A 19,909-nucleotide genomic window follows, 5' to 3' on the forward strand; every position below is an offset into this window, starting at 1 on the left:
TTCTCCGTGTGTACTTGGCAATAATGGATAAAAATTCGGCGCAATTATACCACCTTGCGCTTGGTTTGTAGGCATCACATGCAGAGTTGTGTCAGCGTGTGCATATGGTCTGAAAGAAAGAGTCAGTGAAAAAAAACGATTTGATCTTGTAGCACAGTTAAAGGTAGTTGGTCTCCCCGATTCACCGTCCGATGCAGCGGTAACCACCAGCGTAATAATCCATATTGCGGATGCAGCAATTGTACATCGTAAGCTCTGGCGGTCAGACAAACGTCAGTTACCTGTACCTGCACACCGTTTTCAAGGTCATAACACAAAGCCTGCTGCGGAATATAGAAATGGTCTGTCACATTATCACAGCCCAACAGACGTGCTGCCCATGCATCTGTTGGTCGCGCTAGCAGTGTTGCTGCATTGCCTTCCTGCACCCAGCGTCCTTGCCGCAACAGGCAGATACGGTCGGCCAGCGCAAATGCTTCCTGCGGGCTGTGAGTGACCAATACAGCCGGACATTGCTGCTGGCGCAATAGGCGTAAGGTTAATTGCTGCAAACTACCTCGCAAGGTTGTATCCAATGCAGAGAAAGGCTCATCCAGCAGCAAAGCCCGCGGTTGCAAAATCAGTGCCCTTATGAGTGCTACTCGTTGCTGCTCCCCTCCAGACAACAACTCAACTGACTGCATTGCCATGTCAGCCAAACCCACTTCAGCCAGAAACTCTTGCGCCTGCTGCTTTGCCTGTGCCTTGCTAACCCCATGCATGCGCAAACCAAAAGCCACGTTTTGCCATACATTCAGATGCGGTAATAAAGCGTAGTCCTGAAACATGAGCCCGATACGGCGCTGCTCTGCCGGCAAAAACGTAATATCCGCTTCATCAATCAGGATTTGTCCGTTATCCGGCTGCACCAGACCGGCTGCCATATTCAGCAACGTTGATTTACCACTGCCGCTCTCACCCAGTACCGCTACCAGCTCACCATCAGCTACGTGCAGGCTTAAATCAGCAGCCACTATTTTGCGGCCAAATTGTTTGTTAACCTGCTGCCAACTCAGCATAAGTGTTGTTCCTTTTTGCTCTTACTCCATTCCAGCAACCCAAAAAAAAGCATAGCCAGCAACATCAGCAGCAAGGTCAGCACCATTGCTTTGTCATAATTATCCCGGCCGGCCGTACTTAGATAATGGTAAATCAGGGTAGTTAGGGTCTGCCATTCTGGCCGTGATAGAAAAAGTGTGGCTGCGAATTCACCCACACAGGTTGCTGCCGCCAGTGCCAGCCCCCGCTGCAAGGCCGGCCGTAACAAAGGCAAAATCACATACAGCATCACCTGCCAGCTACTGGCACCCAACGTACGCGCAGCCTGTATATAACTGAGTGGTAAGCTGTCCCATGCGGACAGTACATCTTTGGTAATAAACGGATAGGCAAGCAATGCATATGTACATATCAACATGGTCAGCGAAGCCGTCCATTCCGGATAGCATAACAACAGCCCGAACGACACACATACAGGTGAGACCATGAACGGTAAAAAAGTCAGACTACGTACCCATGTCCAGCGATGAGCCAGCGCTGCATGTGTCATACCCAGCAGCAGTGCCAGTAGCATGGCCATTACAGTAAATCGTACCGTATTAAACAGTGCCTGCCATGTACTACCATCCAACAGCACTAACCAAGAGCTGCCAGCAAGTACGGCACGCCAAGCAACAGCCATAAGCGGCAGTACACAGCAACCTAGCAGTAGCAACAAAGCCAGTAACAGCGCCCATTTCTGCCATCTGATTGGTATCCGTGGTGGCAGCATTCGTACCATATTGGCCTGTGTGCTCAACCGGCTTACAAGCGCATATACCATACCCGATACTAACGTACTCGCCAGCACCCACAGTACCAGCACACCGGCCTGCGCCATATCCAGCTCATAGGCAATCAGCTGATAAATCTGTACTTCCAGCGTAATGTAATGCTCACCGCCTAGCAATAAGGCTAGACCAAAACCCGAAAAACAATATAAAAACACCATGCACATACCGCCAGCTAGCCATGGCAGCAACTGCGGCAACTCCACTTGAATAAAGCGCTGCCACACACTGCTACCAAGCGTTTGCGCTGCATAAAGACGCGATGCCGGCACTTGACATAAGCCTTGATAGACTGCACGCACCATTACTGGTAAATTAAAAAACACATTGCCGTACAATAACAACCAAGGCGTACCCTCCCAGCCACGCCAAAGCAAACCCTGTGAACCAAATAGCGCCAAAATTCCTACACCGGCCACAAGTGTTGGCATTACAAACGGAAGCATGACCAACCGCAGTACCAGATTGCGGCCAGCAAACTGCCACCGCGTAATCGCCCATGCCACCGGCACGCCCAACAGCAAAGTCAGCAAACTACTACCGGCAGCCTGCAAAGTTGTCCACCCAAGCAGACGGCGCATATATTCGTCCTGCCACACCATGTGGAAACTGGTTGCATTAGTTTGTTGCAGCATCGCCCCCAGAGGCAACACTACTACAGCCAGCAAAAACCCCAGCGGCAGTAATAACAGCAAGTAAGGCAGCTTTTCTCCCACTCTGCCGGCGCCGACTTTCAGGCTGTTCAGCTTCATATGCACTGTTTTATTACCTTTACCTTAACGCTTACCAAAATCAAACAGGGCATTAGCATGCCCCGTTTAATTAAGTTCTGTCTGATGTCACACAGACCTAACTGCAGGCCTGACCTCTTAGCGTTGCACTACCTTTACCCATTGTTTCACCCAGCTTTGCTGTTTGGCTGCCATATCTGCCATCGTTGGCTGCACAACTTTAGTGGGAATACTGATGTGTGCGTATACCGGTGGCAATGACACCCCCTTCACGGCCGGATAAACCCACATAGATGTCGGTATGGCACTTTGCACCTGATTACTTTGCAGATACTGCACCAATTTTGCCGCCAATGCCGGCTGGCTAGCATGATTCAATACCGCCGCACCTTCTATTTGGCGGAATACCGCTCCTTTAAAGCGCAGATCTCCGGTTGGTGGCGTAGTATATTTCCCTTTACCGTAATATACTTCAGCTACGGGACTGGAAGCATAGCTTACGACAAGCGGTCGGCTGCCACCATTCAGCGTGAAATCAGTGTAATAGGCTTCACTCCAGCCCTTAGTCACTTTGACACCATTTTGACGCATTTTTGCCCACCACTGCCATGTAGCCTGCTCCCCTAGACCGCCGATATTCGCCAGCAAAAACCCCAATCCCACCGTTGATGTAGCAGGGCTCGGCATCACCAGCAAATCTTTGTAAGCCGGACTGGCAAGATCTTCTAAAGACCGCGGCAAGGGTTTTTTATGTTTCTGAAACCAAGCCTTATCATAATTAATGGTAATGTAGCCGTAATCGATGGCCAGTGCCTGAGGTAAATCAACATTCACTGCACGGCTGGCCGGCTGAGTGGTGGCAAAGAGCTGATATTGTTGCGCCTTGCTGATATTGCTGTTGTCTAGACCATATACGGCATCGGCAATCGGTTTGCCGCGGGTAAGAATGAGCTTATTCAGCATCTCATTACCGCTGCCCACCTTGATTAAGGTTAACTTAACCTGATTTTGCTGCTCAAATCCGGCTAGAACATTTTTCGGTAAAGCAAAAGAATCATGTACCGCGAGACGCACCTCAGTCTGTGCCTGTGCCCATACCGCAACCAGCATGCACAATGTACCGATTAACCACTTACCCGCTTTCATTCCAGCCTCCAGTTGTTAAAATTATCTATATCGTGCCTGCAATCATACCTGTTTTACGCGTATATAGTAAAAACCTGACGCCATCTTACAAACCATGACAACTCATTACTGGATTTTCGACCTAGACAACACCTTGCATTATGCAGATGCCGGCATCTTCAACGTCATTAATCAGAATATGACACACTTTCTGGCTTCTCAACTGCACATTGATCAAATTGCCGCTTCACAACTACGCCAGCAATATTGGGACGATTACGGTGCTACACTTATTGGAATCGGCCTGCATCATCCTGAAATTAATCTGCACGAATTTCTGCTTGCCTGCCACCCACTTGAAAAGCTTCTGCCTTTGCTTAAACCCATGCCTGAGCTATCACAGACACTGACCTATCTACATGGGCACAAGATAGTTTTTTCCAATGGTCCCAGCCACTATGTACAGGCACTAATCAAAGCAATGGGAATCCAGCAATATTTTCATGCAGTAATTGGAACGGATAATGTAGAAATGCACTGTAAACCCCATCCCCATGCATATCACAGCCTATGTCGGCAGCTACATATTCATCCTCAGCAATGCATTATGGTTGATGACAGCCCAGCCAATCTGCACACTGCACATATGCTGGGCATGCGTACTGTATGGTATGGTCCACAGAGTTATCCAAGAGCAAATATTGATGCTGCAGTTACTGATATGGCAGGCCTGCGCGACATTGCGCTTACCTTATTGTGAAAGCTATACGTCAGCACACAAATTCTCTACAATAACAGACTACAAATCACCAACCACAAAGGATGACACCATGCGTGCGGGAATCTGCTTGATATGCACAATACTGGCACTCAGCGGCTGTACATGGGAAACTTATCAGGATGCCACCGGCCAGACCAGATTGCGCCAGAAATACGAACCGGGTACACGCGTGGTGTATCAGGATGGCACTTATTCCCACAACATGCTGTACAACAAAATGCGCCCCGAACCACATGCTATGAAACCCGGGGTGGGCGACGTTAATGAAAAACTGCCGGCTCACACCAAGTGGGATCAGCCAGAAAGCAGTGCTGAATAAACTGCGTTTAAACACACAGGGCTGCCGGAATCAGACTTGATTACCTGCAGCCCCTTTTCACATCCATACACATATAGATATATGGCTACTTCATCCCTTAATATCGTTATCCTCGCTGCTGGTAAAGGCACCCGCATGTATTCACGTCTGCCTAAAGTTCTGCATGAAATAGGCGGCATCAGCATGTTGGAACGGGTGATCCACACAGCACAGAGTCTGAACCCTGATAGCATAAGCGTGGTTATCGGCCATGGTAAAGAGCTAGTAAGGCAACGCATTCAGGCGAACGTACACTGGGTCGAACAGGACCAACAGCTTGGCACTGGCCATGCAGTTAAAATGGCGTTACCCAATCTGGCTGACAGCGGACGTACCCTGATACTCTATGGCGACGTGCCCTTAATAGACCAGCAGACATTAGCGGATTTACTCAGTATCGCTGGTGAAGATGTCGCTCTACTTACCGACGTTCTCGACAACCCCACCGGCTATGGCCGCATCATCCGCCAGCAAGGCAACGTAGTCGCCATTGTTGAAGAAAAAGATGCCAGCGCTGCCGAAAAAGCCATTTGCGAAACCAACACCGGCATCTTTGTTTTGCCCAACCGCAAACTGGCTCAATGGCTCAATGCCTTGCAAAACCACAACGCTCAGCAGGAATACTACCTAACCGACGTAATCGCACGAGCACAACACGATAAAATCCCTGTACACCCTCTACAGGTACGTGCCTCATGGCTAGCGGCGGGTGTCAACAATAAGCTTCAACTGGCGCAGCTAGAAAGGATTTTGCAACAGCAACAGGCCAACGCCCTGCTTCAGGCCGGCGTAACCCTGCGTGATCCGGCACGCTTCGACTTACGTGGCCAGTTAAAACACGGACAGGACGTCATCATCGATGTAAACGTCGTACTTGAAGGCAACATAGAACTGGGCGACAACGTCAGCATTGGTGCCAACTGCGTCATAAAAAACGCCACCATTGGCGCAGGTACTGTAATCCAACCCAACTCGCACCTAGATAACTGCATTATCGGCAGCAACGCGCAAATTGGTCCGTTTGCTCGTCTGCGACCACAGGCACAGATTGGTGATGCCGTACACATCGGCAACTTTGTTGAAGTCAAAAACAGCACCATTGGCTATGGCAGCAAAGCTAACCACCTTACCTATCTGGGCGATGCCACCATTGGCGAACAAACCAATATCGGTGCCGGCACCATCACTTGCAACTACGACGGCGTCAATAAATACCGTACTGTCATCGGCAACCAAGTACGCATCGGTTCTGGCAACATGCTGGTAGCGCCAATCACCATTGGCGACCGTGCCACCACCGGTGCCGGCAGTACTTTGAGCAGAAACTGCCCGCCAGATAAGCTCACTCTGGCCCGCAGCCGGCAAACTACCTTGAACGAATGGAAGCGCCCTGAAAAAAAACCACAGGAATAATCCTGCCATCATTGTCAGCCTCAGCACATTTCGCTTAGCCAGATGTGCTGAGAAACTAGCGCTACCACCTATCTTCCTTTTTGCACCTTTCCCAAAACTGACTAAAAATCTGTATATATCCTTACACAAGCAGCAGTAAATTCAACACATCGGAATTATAATCTGCAAAAACATCACATACACCAGCGCTTTCTTGACATTACTGTTTAACAACAGCGACTCCCTTAGCAAACCTTGCATGCAAATTAACAAGCAAAAGTAATATCATGCACAATAAAAATGATTCCCAATAAAAACAATAAACCAAATCTACCACCTAAGGTTTAGCGCAGTGTCAACACTAACTCTCGATCAACTACCGTTCGGGCAACCGGCAGTTATTACCCGACTGTTGCCCGAATCTATGCCATTTCGCCGCCGCTTGTTAGCCATGGGCATCACTCCCGGCAGCCACGTTACTGTTATCCGTACCGCCCCCATGGGCGACCCTCTGGAAATCAAAACCCGTGGTTTTTACCTGTGCCTGCGCCGCAGCGAAGCACAGGCTATTGGCGTAGTTGAGGCTGAGTAATGAAAATAGCATTAATCGGCAACCCCAACAGCGGCAAAAGCACATTATTTAACGCCCTTACCGGCTCTCGCCAGCAAGTAGGCAACTGGCCAGGTGTTACTGTAGAGCGCAAAATTGGCAGTACCCAGATAAATGGGCAGTCAGTAGAAATCGTCGACCTGCCCGGTACTTATGCCATCGAAAACCTCGACATGGCAGCCTCACAGGACGAAATGATCGCGCGCGAGTTTGTGCTCAACGAACCTGACACCCTAATTATCAATATAATCGATGCTACCAACCTGCAACGCAGCCTGTACCTTACCTTTCAGCTGCTTGATCTGAAAAAGCCAATGCTGGTCGTACTCAACATGATGGATGCCCTGCAGAACATGGGCGAAAACATCAATATCAGTACCCTTACCCAGCAGCTTGGCTGCCCTGTTATAGCCATATCTGCAGCGAAAAAGATGGGTTTAATACAATTGCAGCAAGCAATCAGCAAAGCTTTCAGCCAGCCTGTAGCTGCTGACCCGCAACTGGACACCCTCGGAAAAAAACAAAGTGATATCATCCGCCACTATCTGTCGCAACTGCCGGCAGACAGTGTAGTAAACCAAATCGATCAATGGTCATTAATTGAACTGCTGCTGAAACAAAGTTCTATTTCTCTTAGCAGTGACGAAGAGCACATTGTTCAGCAATGTCGTGACGAACTATCTAGTTGGTGTAACTATGAAATCGACATCGCACTGGCTAGCTCTCGTTACGATGCCATTGACCAGCTAAGTCGTACGGTTATCGAAAAACCACGTGAAGCAAACCAGTCTCTATCCGACAAAATCGACCGTTTTACCCTAGGTCGATATACCGGCATACCGTTTTTTCTGTTTGTCATGTACCTTATGTTTATGCTGGCAGTAAAATTCGGCTCCGTATTCATCGACTTTTTCGATGTTCTTTTTGGCACAATATTTGTTGATGGCTTTTCTACCTTACTTACCCATATTGGTTCACCAGAATGGCTGATAGCTATACTGGCTAACGGCATCGGTAGCGGCATCCAAACTGTAGCCACCTTTATCCCTGTCATTGCCGCCATGTTTCTGTGCCTGTCGTTTCTCGAGGATTCCGGCTATCTGGCACGAGCAGCTATGGTTGTAGACAGAGGCATGCGTGCCATCGGTTTACCGGGAAAAGCGTTCGTGCCCATGCTCGTTGGTTTCGGCTGCGGTGTGCCAGCCATTATGGGCACACGCACCCTAGACTGCGCACGTGACCGTCTGATGTCCATCAGCATGATTCCGTTTATGTCTTGTGGCGCCAGATTACCCGTCTATACCTTATTTGCCGTTATCTTCTTTCCTAATAATGCTTCCAGTGTCGTATTTATCTTGTATTTACTCGGTATCGGTGTCGCCATCTTTACCGGTCTGATACTCAAACACACTTTGCTACCGGGTGATACCACACCATTTATCATGGAAATGCCTGCCTATCGTCTACCAACACTACGCGGCATGCTCTACCTCACATGGTCACGCTTAAAAGGGTTTATTTTCCGTGCCGGACAGGCCATCGTGCTGATGGTTACCATTCTTAGCCTGCTCAACTCCCTTGGTAGCGACGGTTCATTTGGCCACCCCGATAGCAGCCAGTCTGTACTATCTGTAGCCAGCCAAAAAATCACCCCCGTATTTACCCCAATGGGTATCAGCGAACAAAACTGGCCAGCCACCGTTGGCATCTTCACCGGCATCTTTGCCAAAGAGGCCGTTATCGCCACGCTTAATTCCCTTTACTCAATGAAAGCAGAAGAAGACGGTGGCGAGGAAGAATTCAACCTGCAAGCAGGCATCATCAAAGCTTTAAAAACCATTCCTGCCAACCTTAGCGAAATGGCCGGCTCATTTCTTGACCCGCTTGGCTTCAGAGCCCTTGACGAAAATACAGCCAGCGTCCAGCAGGACATGGACATCAGCAGCCGTACCATAACTAAACTTGAAAGTTCCTTTGGTGGCAGCGCCGCTGCCATGGCATATTTGATATTCATTTTGCTCTACACCCCCTGTGCCGCTGCGCTTGGTACCATCTACCGCGAAGCCGGCTGGCGCTGGATGCTATTTGTTGCTGGCTGGACATTCCTCACTGGCTGGAGCTGTGCCACCGTCTACTACCAGTATCACCAGCTCAGCCGTTCGGCCAGTGCCTCCTACTGGATTGGTAGTGTAGCTATTTTACTGATCCTCGTAATCTGTGCCATGAAAATCATCGGTAGCCGGCGCCAGACCTGTCAGATAGCCATGAAAACCTGTCCACATAGCAAAGGCAGCTGCTGCCACTGACCAGATGCACATTTTTACCAGCCGCTAAAACAGATTTACCCAAACAGATAGTGATATCTGCCCTATCGTCACTATCTGTTTGTATTCAAATACCTAACCAACAGGAACCATAACAGCACAGGATAGACAAAATATGCTCATCACTGCCATTCGCGATTACCTTATCAGCATCGGACAGGCCAGCCTGCAAGATTTAGCACGCCATTTCCAAGTACAGGAAAGCGCTATGGAACAAATGCTCAGCTTTTGGCTGCGTAAAGGAACCATACGCCAAATTAGTCTTACTCAGCCCGGATGTAGTCCAAACCAATGCAGCAACTGCTTCGCCTGTCCCGATGGTGCCAAAAAAATTTATCAGGTCATCAGCAGCCCCCGCAAAACCATCCCCATCACCTCCGCACAACACAGCATCTAAACAAGCCAGATTCAGTCAAAATTGATTAGCAAAGTGACAGCATAAATCAATACCAGCAACATACCGCATGTAAATACAACCGCCGTCGATCAGCGTATAAAAATCAATATTATTGATAAATAAAAATAAATTTTTCTAAATCATCAACACAACCCAACCACATCCCTACCAAATAAACAAACACTCAGCTGCCTGCATCAGCAAACATTACTGTGCAAAACGCCTATTTCCATTACAATCGTCTTCTTAAACAATTGAAAACAGCATAAACAGGCATGGCACTGCGCACCAAATAGACAACAACCGCTGCATTCATCTCTCATGCACAACAGCCGCGGCCAGTCTTACCCTTCACACGCGCAGCCACACCAGCAACCAGCCTGTAGCAAAAGGATAAAACATGTGTGGCATAGTTGGCGCCATTCGCGCTCAGAATAACGTAGTAGAATTTTTAACCAGCGGTCTGGAACGGCTGGAATATCGCGGTTATGACTCCTCTGGTATTGCCGTCTGGACACCCAATGGCATAGAGCGCGTACGTCGCGTCGGCCGCGTTAAACTGATGGAAGAAGCCGCACAAGCTGCAGGTCTAAAAGGCAGCCTTGGCATCGGCCATACCCGATGGGCAACACACGGCGGTGTTACCGAACCCAATGCCCATCCCCATATTTCCAATAATCTGATAGCCATCGTCCATAACGGCATCATCGAAAACTTTGAAAGCGAACGCAACCGCCTTGAAGCACTGGGCTATCAGTTCACCTCACAAACCGATACAGAAGTGATTGCCCACAGCATTCATTACGAATACACCCACAGCAGCATTGGCAACCTATTTCAAGCGGTACAGCACGCCTGCCAGCGTTTTCAAGGAGCTTACGCCATTGGCGTTATCGCTCGCGATAATCCCGAAAAACTGGTAGCCGCACGCATGGGCTGCCCGCTGTTAGTGGCACTGGGCGAAAACGAAAGCTTTATCGCCTCGGATGTATCCGCTGTAATTGCCTATACACGCCGCGTGGTATTCTTGGAAGATGGCGATATCGTACAGTTATCCACAGACGGCATCGACCTGCTGCTCGATAAACACCAGCAACCGGTAGAGCGCGAAATCAAAATGTCCGAACTATCACTCGCTTCGCTCGAACTTGGCCTGTACAGCCACTTTATGCAGAAAGAAATCCACGAACAGCCCAAAGCCATCACCGACACCGCCGAAGTATTTTTAGTTGGCGGCTTCGAACCGGCCAACTTCGGCATTAATGCTGCCGCCATCTTTGAGCGCATTCGCAGCATCAAAATTCTTGCCTGCGGCACCTCCTACTACGCCGCCCTAACCGCACGCTACTGGCTCGAAGCCATCGCCCAGATACCCACCGATGTGGAAATTGCCAGCGAATACCGCTACCGCAAAGTGATTGCTGACCCCGAACAACTGGTGATTACTATTTCCCAGTCCGGCGAAACCCTCGACACCATGGAGGCGCTCAAATATGCCCAATCACTGGGCATGCAGCATAGCCTGTCCATCTGCAACGTAATGGAATCTGCGCTGCCGCGCGAAAGCGAGCTGGTACTGTATACCCGTGCCGGTGCCGAAATCGGCGTTGCTTCCACTAAAGCCTTCACCACCCAGCTAGTGGCCTTGTTTGGTTTGGCGGTTACCCTAGGCAAAATGCGCGGACTGGTTACCCCTGAGGAAGAAGAGCAATACACCAGCGAACTGCGTTTGCTACCGGGCAGCGTCCAGCATGTACTTAATCTGGAACCGCAAATCGCCGGCTGGGCAAACCAGTTTGCTGCCAAAAACAACGCCCTGTTTCTTGGCCGCGGCATCCACTACCCCATCGCCCTTGAAGGTGCACTGAAACTGAAAGAAATCACCTATATTCATGCAGAGGCTTATCCTGCCGGCGAACTCAAACACGGGCCATTGGCACTGGTAGACCAGAATATGCCGGTAGTGGTTATCGCGCCCAACGACAGCTTACTTGAGAAAGTCAAAGCCAATATGCAGGAAGTTGCAGCACGCGGCGGCGAACTGTTTGTATTTACCGATTTAGACAGCGAATTCACCGCCGGCGAAGGTGTACATGTTATTCGCACACCACGACATATGGGTGTACTGTCGCCAATTGTTCACACCATACCGGTACAGCTACTGGCGTATCACACCGCACTGGCACGCGGCACGGATGTGGATAAACCGCGCAATTTAGCAAAATCAGTGACGGTGGAATAAAGCAGATTTAATCTGAAGAGTTTTTTTAAATTTCAGCTTAACATTAAAATAAATTCCCTACTTTTAATACATAGTAGGGAATTTATTTTTGATATATCCTTCAGACAGCAGATTTTAAGCCAATTATGCCAATATACTTTATATACTAAATAAAATCTGATTTTCAAATATGATTTCTTTTTATTTACAAATCTGTACAATTGATTAATTACTGTAAAAGATGTTTTTTTATATATTAGGGATCAGTTTTATTTTTGGGATTGCACTTAATGCATAAATTAGATACCAACCGCAATGACAATTACCAGACTCTCACGGTTTTTGTGGCTGCTTTTGTGACTTATCTTTTTGTATATGGCTTTGAGCTAACACATTTCAGTCTGTCCATAGATGAGGAGTTTGATAATAATATTGCTCATACGATAGCGATTGGACGCTGGGGACATGCGTTACTAAAAGCAACTATTTATCCTGAACCCTTTATTCCCTTTTATACTGAAATTCTGACTTTTATTTTATTGGCTGTTTCGTGTGTAGTAATTGTTAAGACTTTTGCACTGAAGTTTAATCAAGCACTTTTTTTTGCGGTTTTATATGCTTCTTCGGCTCAGTTTGCTTATCAGCTCCAATTTCTGAATCAATGTGATACGGTGGCTACAGCTATTTTAATATCGGCTGTGGCTGTGTATCTGATTGTCAAAAATGATTCTTTTTTTTGCTCCTTGTGTTTGCCAGCATTGCTGCTGGGCTATGCAGTGGCGATATATCAGTCAATTATCTTTTTTTCTTATTCCCTGCTACTGGCTTATCTCATGCTGGATACGGTTCGGGGAGCGTCAGACATTAAACACATTAAACTTTTTTTTAAGCTATTGATTTCCTCTGTAATCGGGTTAATTCTGTATGTAGTTTTGGGAAAGCTGATTCTGTACATTTACCATCTTCAATCTGAATCTTATTTATTAGATATTGTGGTTTGGTTTAGTGAGTCGCCACAGCTGGCTTTAAAGAAAGTAAGCCGCTGCATAGAGCATTATTTCACGCTGAAAGCACCTTCAGGGTTAAATACATTTGCTATGGCAGTATTGTTATTATTGCTGCCGCTATTTTATCCGTTGAAGAGCAAAGCCAGATATGGCTTGTATGTATTTCTAAGTATTATCACGCTGTTTTGTATGAATATAGTGGTTGGTAAGGATTTACCGGCACGTACGATGACAAGCTTTGGTATCTTTTTTGCTTCTTCAGGTCTGATTGCCTTTGTTGTTGTACGCAAAAACAGATATTTATGGGCGATAGTATTTTTTTCTTTTCTGTATGGAATAGCCACAGTCAGCAATCTTTTTTATGCTGACTATAAGGCCTATAAAAAAGATTACCGAATAGCTTCGTCTATTGCATACGATATGGATAAAGTTTTAAAAAGTTCGGGTGAAGCACCAGTAAGAGTTTATTTTTTTGGAGCACCAGAGATTAAGCGAGTAAACCTACCAAAATATGCAGATATGTTTGGTGCGTCGTTTCTAAACTGGGACCATGGTAATACAGTAAGAATAGCGGCATTTATGAATAAATCAGAAATTGCCAATATTACTCCGGCTTCGTATGAAGATATTAAAGCTGATCTGCCTACAATTTATGCTGCACCAGCGTGGCCACAGCAAGGAAGTATTCTGCAATTAAAAGATGTAGTTGTGGTTAAATTGGGGCAGGAGGTAGGTTATTGCCCAACTGGTGTAAAAGAGAATACTCAGCCAAAACAATGTCAATAAATTTTATAAGCTATTCTGTCGTTACAGTTATTTAAAATGGTGGTATTAACCTTCTAACTACATGTTGTGCAGTCAGAAAAATGTGGTGCTGACTTTTGCAAATAAAGAATGTTTTAATGAAGATTGATTAAAACAGATCTCTATCGGGGTGATTTTCAGGCAAGTTCAATGTTTAGACGCAGTATCGGTTAGTTGGTGATTGAATCCGGTTGAACATTTTTACAAAACTGTTCTTGCTGGAGCATATGCTTTTTTTCTTCCAGCTACAGGTTCGATCAATCTCTTGAAGGCACTTATTTTTTTCAGCCGGCAAAATGCTGGCAATTTTATGTCTGTTGATGTGTGTCAATAAAGCGGAAGTTGTAGCATTTTGCTGGCTTAAAACCATTGCCAAATGAGAATAATTATTATTTAATCCTGACACTTTGATTTGATGTCTGTGTTATGAACTCTTTGGATTTAAGCCGTTTTTACGCCGCCTCTACTGAGCTGCCGTTTCAGGATAGATGGGCGGTGATGCCATTACGTGCCAGTTTGCCTTTAGCTGCTGAAAAGATAGAAAAGCAATGGACTTTATTGCAGCAATCGCCAATATCTGGCAATAAAAGGCTGATTTATATTCATATTCCTTTTTGTGAAACGCATTGTCAGTTTTGTGGTTTTTACCAGAATCTGCTGCGCAAATTTGATACGGATAAGTATATAACGACTTTACTAGCTGAGATTGCTCTGGAAATGAATAATCCAGTAATGCAGTCTGCACCGATTCACGCTGTTTATTTTGGGGGCGGTACACCATCTGCTCTACCCGCAGGTCAACTGGCGCAGGTTATCAGCTTACTCAGACAATCTTTGCCACTGGCACCAGATTGTGAAATTACGATTGAGGGGCGAATTTCCGATTTTGATGAGGCACGTACAGAAAGTTATATTGCCGCTGGTGCGAATCGGTTTTCTATCGGTGTACAAACTTTTGATACAGCTATCCGGCAGAAGCTGGGACGTTTATCCAGCCGTGAGCAGATTGTTGAGACATTTGAGCGTATTGGGCGGCTAGACAGTGTAGCACTGGTGTGTGATTTGATGTTCGGTTTGCCGGGGCAAACTGTGCAAAGCTGGCAGACTGATCTGGAGCTGGCAGCCGCTTTGCCGCTGGACGGGTTAGATTTGTATGCATTGAATCTGCTGCCAACTACGCCTTTGGCTAGAAGAGTAGATAAAGGACAGCTTGAATTACCGGCCGTGGCAGCTAAATGTGAATTTTATTTACAAGGTGAGGCGTTTTTACGCCAGCAGGGATGGATGCAATTAAGTAACAGCCATTGGGCAAAAACCACGCGTGAACGAAATTTATATAACCTGTTAATTAAGCAGGGAGCAGATTTTTTTGCTTTTGGTTCCGGCGCAGGTGGGCGTTTAAATGGGCATTCGTTTATGCTGCATCGTGATCTGGCTGAATACTATGCACAGATGCAGTCAGGTAAAAAGCCTTTGATGATGCTAACGGATAAATCATTGTTGGGTAGCTGGTTACATCAGCTTCAGGCGGGGATTGAAGTGGGACGGGTGAATTTACCCGCGCTAACGTCTCAGGCGGAATTGTTGGAACCGCTGCTTATGCAGTGGCAGCAGGCTGGTCTGCTGGTCAATGAAAGGGGCTACGCGCGTTTAACGCCGTCTGGCCGTTTTTGGTCAAGTAATCTGTTGCAAGCATTGCAGCAGTTACTGCTGGCTTTAAATAATCCTGAACATCTTGAGTGGCAGGAAAAAATGATGCAACGCCACCCAACCGGCAAACCAATACAGCGTTTTGCCACAACTTCGTGACAAAAATACGTTTAGTGCAATTGACTTGATTAAGGGAAAACGATGACAAAACATCCAGAAAACAATAATCTGCAACTTCATATGCGCAGCAATCCAGAAGGTACACTGGAACAGATTGCTCAACAGTATCAGGTGACACTGGCTGAGGTGATTAAAGCAATACCGGATGTGGTGATAATTGCTGGCAGCCACTTTGATGCAGTGTGGCAGGATGTGCAATCATGGGGAGAAATTACTTTTCTGGTGCATACGGCAGATATTATTGCGGAATTTTCGGGTTTACTACCAGCAGGTAAATATGGTGCCGGTTATTTCAATCTGCAACATCAGCAAGGATTCGGCGGCCATATTCGCGCAGAAAACTGTGCGCAGATTGCTTTTGTAGAACGCAGTTTTATGCAAATGGCTACGGCGTCGATTATTTTTCTCAATCAGCATGGTGACGCAATGTTTAAAATTTTTGTGGGGCGAGATGAGCAGCGGCAGCTGAAAGCGGAGCAATTAAATAAGTTCCGCAGTCTGGCACAGCTTTTTGCCACCACACAGGAGCAATGATGAAAACATTACTGTTGTTCGGGGTAAGCCAAAAAATGGGCACAGCTTATCAGGTATTGCAGCAGGCTTTACAACAGACCGGTCACTGGCGCTGTGTGGCACTGGTACGGGATGAGGATTTTGCCCGCCAGTTACAACAGCAAGGAGTGGAAACAATAGTTGGAGATGCCACGAATGAATCCAGTGTGCGCGAAGTGTGCAAGCTAGCTGGTCAGGATACTGTGATTGTATCTACCCTGGGTGGTTCGGCAGGCGCGCACTATCTGGCACAGCGGTTGATTATGGATACGGCAGAGCTATGTGGTATCGGTCAGATGCTGCTGGTGACATCATTGGGCTGTGGTGATACTTGGGCAACAATGTCAGAGCGTGCGAAAAAAGCTTTCGGACATGCAGTGCGAGAAAAATCTCTGGCTGAGGTGTGGCTGCAAACCAGTACGCTAAATTATGAGATTTTGCGTCCGGGTGGTCTGGCGCAAGGTGAAGCTACTGGCACTGGCAAGTGTTTTTATCAGCAGCAGGTACAGGGTTATATTCATAGAGCAGAGTTAGCGCGGATAATTTTACAAAGAATCAGTGCGGATAAGCTTGATAACCGTGTGTATGCTGTAGTTGATCCGGGGCTTGATACTGTGGATAACTAAGCTGTAATAACGGTTTGTGGATAATTAAATGATCCACATATAAAAACCGCCAGTCTACAATGCTTTGTTTAGGCACTTAGATTGGCGGTATTTCAATCGTTCAGAGTATCAGGCTTTTTTAACAAAGCATGCTTTGAGCATGATTTTCATTCCGTCTACTTTACAGTCTATCTCGTGGTCACCTTCAACCAGACGGATTCCTTTGGCTTTGGCACCTTTTTTCAATACGGTGCTACTGCCTTTGAGCTTGAGGTCTTTAATCAGAATCACATCATCACCGTTGGCTAACGGATTGCCGTTACTGTCTTTGACATCTAGCTCCTGTGTGGCTGGTGTACTATTAGCATCCCATTCATGCCCGCATTCGAGGCAAACAGTAAAATTGCCATCAAAGTAATTTTGTTCACTAGCGCATTGCGGGCAAATCGGCGTTGTTTCAGACATGGTCAGATCTCTATATGGTTTAAAGCGGGGATTGTACCGAAATCTACTGCAAGCACCACATTTTTATGTGTAACTTACGCGCTTTTTCAGCCGTTAGTATCCGGATGCTGAAATTAATTCCTATTTTGATACTGCTGCGCCGTTTTTTCAGAACGTTTAAACACCAGCTCATGTTCATTCGATTCTTTTGCGCAATACTGATAACCATGGTCGCTGAATTCATGCAGCATTTTAGACGACTCAAGTTTGTTTCGCACAATGAAGCGAGTCATCAAACCCATCGCTTCTTTATCATAGGCGTTGACATTCATGTATTTACCGGCTTTTTCATCAAGAAATACAGGTTTAATTACTTTGGCTTTCAGTTTATCGCTATTAATTACTTTGAAATAATTGTCAAAGGCTAAGTCGATGATGGTATCGGTTTCAATCTGATTCAGATGGTTGGTAAGAATGTCATGCCAGAAATGATACAAATTGATTCCCTTTGGATTTTCCAGTCGCACATTCATACTCAGACGATACGGTTGGATTAAATCCAGTGGCCGCAGTAAACCATAAAGGCCAGAAAGAATGGATACTCTTTTCTGCATGTAGTCTAGTTCGTGCAATGATAATTCACTGACGCGCATGCTATTGTAAATATCACCGCCATAGGCAAAGATAGCCTGTAAAGCATTATCGAGGGTAAAAGGCGGCTTCCAATCGCGAAAGCGTTGCTGATTCACTTCAGCCAGATGCGGGCTAATGTGCATAATTTCTTCTAATTGTTTGAGGCTAAGTTTGCGGCAAATCTGTACCAGCTGCTCACTCTGTGTCAGAAATTGCGGCTGGCTATAAGTGTCGCTCAGGCGCGGATTAGCAAAGTCCTGAGTGGTGGGTGCGGCGATTATGGTTAGCATACTGCCTCCTGTCTATTTGCTGGCACGCTTTAAAAAGCTAATTATTATCAGCATAATGGTACACATGAAGTTGATTACCTACTTTAGCTGAAAAATGATTGAAGCAGGATAAGTTGGCCGACTTTTACCACAATGCTACATTTATATTACATTTCAGTAATTTATCTGTCTCATCTTTTAAACACTTCTGTTTGGATGACTGTTGGCCCAATGTTATTCAGACAAAATATTTGTGAAAAAATTATCTTAAAATAAAAAAAGGGGCTGCTTTTTGTCCAGCAGCCCCTTTAGTTTTCAAACAAATTTAGAATTCAGCGTCGATGTCTGCAATACTTACCAGTTTAGCATTCACGAATTCTTTTAAGCCTAAATCAAGCAATTCGCGTCCAAAGCCGGAGCGTTTCACGCCACCAAACGGCAAATCAGCTTTAACCATGGTGGGATGATTAATAAAGACCATACCCGTATCAATCTGCTGAGCCAGTCTGGCACCGCGTTCTTCATCAGACGTAAAGATAGAACCACCTAAGCCATATGGGGTATCGTTGGCGATTTCAATGGCATGAGCTGCATCTTTGGCGCGGTAGATAGAAGAAACCGGACCAAAAAATTCCCAGTGACGTGCCGGATTATCCGGCTGAATATTGGTCAGGATAACCGGTCGGAAAAAACAGCCTTGAGCCGGCATATCCAATGTAATTTCTTCAGCATGAGCGCCCAGTTTTACCGCTTCATCCAATTGTTGTTGCAAACCAGTCACCGCAGAACGAGAAGATAGCGGTGCCAGTGTGGTAGCGGCATCCATCGGGTCACCCATGCGCAGCTGACGCACTCCTTCGCGGTACAGATTCAGGAAACGATCGTAAACACCTTCTTCTACAATAATGCGTTTGGCACTCACACACACCTGCCCTGCATTCCAGTGACGGCCAAATACAGCCCATTTGGCTGCTTTTTCGATATCGGCATCATTCAGAACGATAAATGCATCGGCGCCACCAAGCTCAAGAGTACATTTTTTTAATGCTGCTCCAGCCTGTGCAGCCACAATAGCACCAGCACCTTCTGAACCTGTTAAGGCTACACCACGCACGCGCGGGTCGGCAATGATTTTTGCCAGTTGTGCATGCGTTGGGTACAGGTTCTGAAACGCACCATCCAGTAAACCAGCCTGTAGCAGCATGGCAGCCATTTTGGCGGCACATTGCGGCACATTGGACGCATGTTTCAGCACAACCACATTACCGGCAGCAAGCTGCGGGGCTGCAATACGGGCAATCTGATAATATGGGAAATTCCACGGCTCAACTGCCAAAATAATACCTTGTGGAGCAAACTCAATGCGAGCACGGTTGCCCTTATTAGAAGTAACTGGCAACACTTCCGGCTGAAGCTGACGCTCAGCATGAACAGCATAATACTCAAAAATCTGCGCAGAAAGCTCGGTTTCAGCTTTAGCTTCGCTAAACAGTTTACCCATTTCCAATGTCAGTAACTGGGCATATTCATCAATATTGGCTCGAAGAATATCAGCAGCATTCTGTAAAACACGCGCACGCTGGGCAAACGTAGTGTTTTTCCACTGTTTAAAAGCAGCATCTGCATGATTCAAAGCAGTTTCCAGTTCAACATCGGTGGTATCAGAAAATGCTTTTACCTGTTGCTCGGTGTAGGGATTGGTACTTGCGTACGCCATATATTTACCTTTCATTTATAAAAGTTACACCACGTTTGCTGCCCTTAAGCATACAAATGAATGGCTGCAGTTCGGGCAGGTTTTGAGACAATCTTTTGTGTTTAACTATCTGGAAATGGTTGTGTGCCTGATGTGAATGCTACCGCGCTTCTGTACACCAATATTTCAGATGAAATCAGGCGAGGTATTCTTTTCATACCTGAAACGTTTCAGACATGATTATGTATTTAATTCAGTTTAA

17 protein-coding genes are annotated in these 19,909 nt (G+C 46.5%); 11 read left to right on the forward strand and 6 right to left on the reverse strand.

The window, feature by feature from the left end; genetic code table 11:
• Positions 1-122: 122 nt before the first annotated feature.
• From ABU615_RS05335 to ABU615_RS05345, 3 genes are all read right to left on the reverse strand, one after another.
• Entirely contained in the window at positions 123-1,058 is a 936-nt protein-coding gene (locus ABU615_RS05335; RefSeq protein ID WP_370388654.1) for an ABC transporter ATP-binding protein, read from the reverse strand.
• Positions 1,052-2,620 (reverse strand): ABC transporter permease, encoded by a 1,569-nt coding sequence (locus ABU615_RS05340; protein WP_370388655.1) that lies wholly within the window; start codon positions 2,618-2,620, stop codon positions 1,052-1,054. The genes ABU615_RS05335 and ABU615_RS05340 overlap by 7 nt, the downstream gene beginning before the upstream one ends.
• A 117-nt stretch (positions 2,621-2,737) precedes the next feature.
• Positions 2,738-3,745: a thiamine ABC transporter substrate binding subunit gene (locus tag ABU615_RS05345; protein ID WP_267408868.1), complete on the reverse strand. Its 1,008-nt coding sequence runs from the start codon at positions 3,743-3,745 to the stop codon at positions 2,738-2,740.
• Positions 3,746-3,839: 94 nt separating this feature from the next.
• Here ABU615_RS05345 and ABU615_RS05350 point away from each other — a divergent pair, with 94 nt between their 5' ends.
• From ABU615_RS05350 to ABU615_RS05400, 11 genes are all read left to right on the forward strand, one after another.
• Positions 3,840-4,484, forward strand: a complete 645-nt coding sequence (locus tag ABU615_RS05350; protein WP_367486820.1) for a pyrimidine 5'-nucleotidase — start codon at positions 3,840-3,842, stop codon at positions 4,482-4,484.
• Between the two features lie 70 nt (positions 4,485-4,554).
• Positions 4,555-4,824: a spore cortex protein gene (locus tag ABU615_RS05355; RefSeq protein WP_100140707.1), complete on the forward strand. Its 270-nt coding sequence runs from the start codon at positions 4,555-4,557 to the stop codon at positions 4,822-4,824.
• Positions 4,825-4,905: 81 nt separating this feature from the next.
• Entirely contained in the window at positions 4,906-6,276 is a 1,371-nt protein-coding gene (gene glmU, locus ABU615_RS05360) for a bifunctional UDP-N-acetylglucosamine diphosphorylase/glucosamine-1-phosphate N-acetyltransferase GlmU (protein WP_267391593.1), read from the forward strand.
• Between the two features lie 331 nt (positions 6,277-6,607).
• The gene (locus ABU615_RS05365; protein ID WP_100140709.1) at positions 6,608-6,847 is read left to right on the forward strand and encodes a FeoA family protein; all 240 of its coding nucleotides are present in this window, start codon (positions 6,608-6,610) and stop codon (positions 6,845-6,847) included.
• Positions 6,847-9,171, forward strand: coding sequence for a Fe(2+) transporter permease subunit FeoB (gene feoB / locus ABU615_RS05370; RefSeq protein ID WP_370388656.1), 2,325 nt, complete (start codon positions 6,847-6,849; stop codon positions 9,169-9,171). The genes ABU615_RS05365 and feoB overlap by 1 nt, the downstream gene beginning before the upstream one ends.
• Before the next feature lie 133 nt (positions 9,172-9,304).
• Positions 9,305-9,586: a FeoC-like transcriptional regulator gene (locus ABU615_RS05375; RefSeq protein ID WP_267403837.1), complete on the forward strand. Its 282-nt coding sequence runs from the start codon at positions 9,305-9,307 to the stop codon at positions 9,584-9,586.
• A gap of 400 nt (positions 9,587-9,986) precedes the next feature.
• Entirely contained in the window at positions 9,987-11,828 is a 1,842-nt protein-coding gene (glmS, locus tag ABU615_RS05380) for a glutamine--fructose-6-phosphate transaminase (isomerizing) (protein ID WP_370388657.1), read from the forward strand.
• A gap of 269 nt (positions 11,829-12,097) precedes the next feature.
• Positions 12,098-13,600 (forward strand): glucosyltransferase domain-containing protein, encoded by a 1,503-nt coding sequence (locus ABU615_RS05385; RefSeq protein WP_370388658.1) that lies wholly within the window; start codon positions 12,098-12,100, stop codon positions 13,598-13,600.
• Positions 13,601-14,044: 444 nt separating this feature from the next.
• Positions 14,045-15,427 (forward strand): heme anaerobic degradation radical SAM methyltransferase ChuW/HutW, encoded by a 1,383-nt coding sequence (gene hutW / locus ABU615_RS05390; protein ID WP_370388659.1) that lies wholly within the window; start codon positions 14,045-14,047, stop codon positions 15,425-15,427.
• A 42-nt stretch (positions 15,428-15,469) separates the two neighbouring features.
• The gene (gene hutX, locus ABU615_RS05395; RefSeq protein WP_367486803.1) at positions 15,470-15,982 is read left to right on the forward strand and encodes a heme utilization cystosolic carrier protein HutX; all 513 of its coding nucleotides are present in this window, start codon (positions 15,470-15,472) and stop codon (positions 15,980-15,982) included.
• Positions 15,982-16,626: an NAD(P)H-binding protein gene (locus ABU615_RS05400; RefSeq protein ID WP_370388332.1), complete on the forward strand. Its 645-nt coding sequence runs from the start codon at positions 15,982-15,984 to the stop codon at positions 16,624-16,626. The genes hutX and ABU615_RS05400 overlap by 1 nt, the downstream gene beginning before the upstream one ends.
• 108 nt (positions 16,627-16,734) lie before the next feature.
• Here the strand turns inward: ABU615_RS05400 and ABU615_RS05405 are convergent, their stop codons facing one another.
• From ABU615_RS05405 to ABU615_RS05415, 3 genes are all read right to left on the reverse strand, one after another.
• Positions 16,735-17,070 (reverse strand): zinc ribbon domain-containing protein YjdM, encoded by a 336-nt coding sequence (locus ABU615_RS05405; RefSeq protein WP_267403851.1) that lies wholly within the window; start codon positions 17,068-17,070, stop codon positions 16,735-16,737.
• Positions 17,071-17,183: 113 nt separating this feature from the next.
• On the reverse strand, positions 17,184-17,972 hold the full coding sequence (locus tag ABU615_RS05410; protein WP_367486795.1) for a YaaA family protein: 789 nt from the start codon (positions 17,970-17,972) through the stop codon (positions 17,184-17,186).
• A 304-nt stretch (positions 17,973-18,276) separates the two neighbouring features.
• Complete coding sequence (locus tag ABU615_RS05415; protein WP_369608591.1) at positions 18,277-19,668, reverse strand: NAD-dependent succinate-semialdehyde dehydrogenase; 1,392 nt, start codon at positions 19,666-19,668, stop codon at positions 18,277-18,279.
• Positions 19,669-19,909 lie beyond the last annotated feature (241 nt).

Source organism: Snodgrassella alvi, from assembly GCF_040741455.2.
GTDB classification, from domain to species: Bacteria; Pseudomonadota; Gammaproteobacteria; order Burkholderiales; family Neisseriaceae; genus Snodgrassella; species Snodgrassella alvi_E.

What these genes read in the sequence shown, in the direction of transcription:
- ABU615_RS05335 (WP_370388654.1), bottom strand. Translation starts at nt 1,058, where the DNA reads ATGCTGAGTTGGCAGCAGGTTAACAAACAATTTGGCCGCAAAATAGTG.
- ABU615_RS05340 (WP_370388655.1), bottom strand. Translation starts at nt 2,620, where the DNA reads ATGAAGCTGAACAGCCTGAAAGTCGGCGCCGGCAGAGTGGGAGAAAAG.
- ABU615_RS05345 (WP_267408868.1), bottom strand. Translation starts at nt 3,745, where the DNA reads ATGAAAGCGGGTAAGTGGTTAATCGGTACATTGTGCATGCTGGTTGCG.
- ABU615_RS05350 (WP_367486820.1), top strand. Translation starts at nt 3,840, where the DNA reads ATGACAACTCATTACTGGATTTTCGACCTAGACAACACCTTGCATTAT.
- ABU615_RS05355 (WP_100140707.1), top strand. Translation starts at nt 4,555, where the DNA reads ATGCGTGCGGGAATCTGCTTGATATGCACAATACTGGCACTCAGCGGC.
- glmU (WP_267391593.1), top strand. Translation starts at nt 4,906, where the DNA reads ATGGCTACTTCATCCCTTAATATCGTTATCCTCGCTGCTGGTAAAGGC.
- feoB (WP_370388656.1), top strand. Translation starts at nt 6,847, where the DNA reads ATGAAAATAGCATTAATCGGCAACCCCAACAGCGGCAAAAGCACATTA.
- ABU615_RS05375 (WP_267403837.1), top strand. Translation starts at nt 9,305, where the DNA reads ATGCTCATCACTGCCATTCGCGATTACCTTATCAGCATCGGACAGGCC.
- glmS (WP_370388657.1), top strand. Translation starts at nt 9,987, where the DNA reads ATGTGTGGCATAGTTGGCGCCATTCGCGCTCAGAATAACGTAGTAGAA.
- ABU615_RS05385 (WP_370388658.1), top strand. Translation starts at nt 12,098, where the DNA reads ATGCATAAATTAGATACCAACCGCAATGACAATTACCAGACTCTCACG.
- hutW (WP_370388659.1), top strand. Translation starts at nt 14,045, where the DNA reads ATGAACTCTTTGGATTTAAGCCGTTTTTACGCCGCCTCTACTGAGCTG.
- hutX (WP_367486803.1), top strand. Translation starts at nt 15,470, where the DNA reads ATGACAAAACATCCAGAAAACAATAATCTGCAACTTCATATGCGCAGC.
- ABU615_RS05400 (WP_370388332.1), top strand. Translation starts at nt 15,982, where the DNA reads ATGAAAACATTACTGTTGTTCGGGGTAAGCCAAAAAATGGGCACAGCT.
- ABU615_RS05405 (WP_267403851.1), bottom strand. Translation starts at nt 17,070, where the DNA reads ATGTCTGAAACAACGCCGATTTGCCCGCAATGCGCTAGTGAACAAAAT.
- ABU615_RS05410 (WP_367486795.1), bottom strand. Translation starts at nt 17,972, where the DNA reads ATGCTAACCATAATCGCCGCACCCACCACTCAGGACTTTGCTAATCCG.
- ABU615_RS05415 (WP_369608591.1), bottom strand. Translation starts at nt 19,668, where the DNA reads ATGGCGTACGCAAGTACCAATCCCTACACCGAGCAACAGGTAAAAGCA.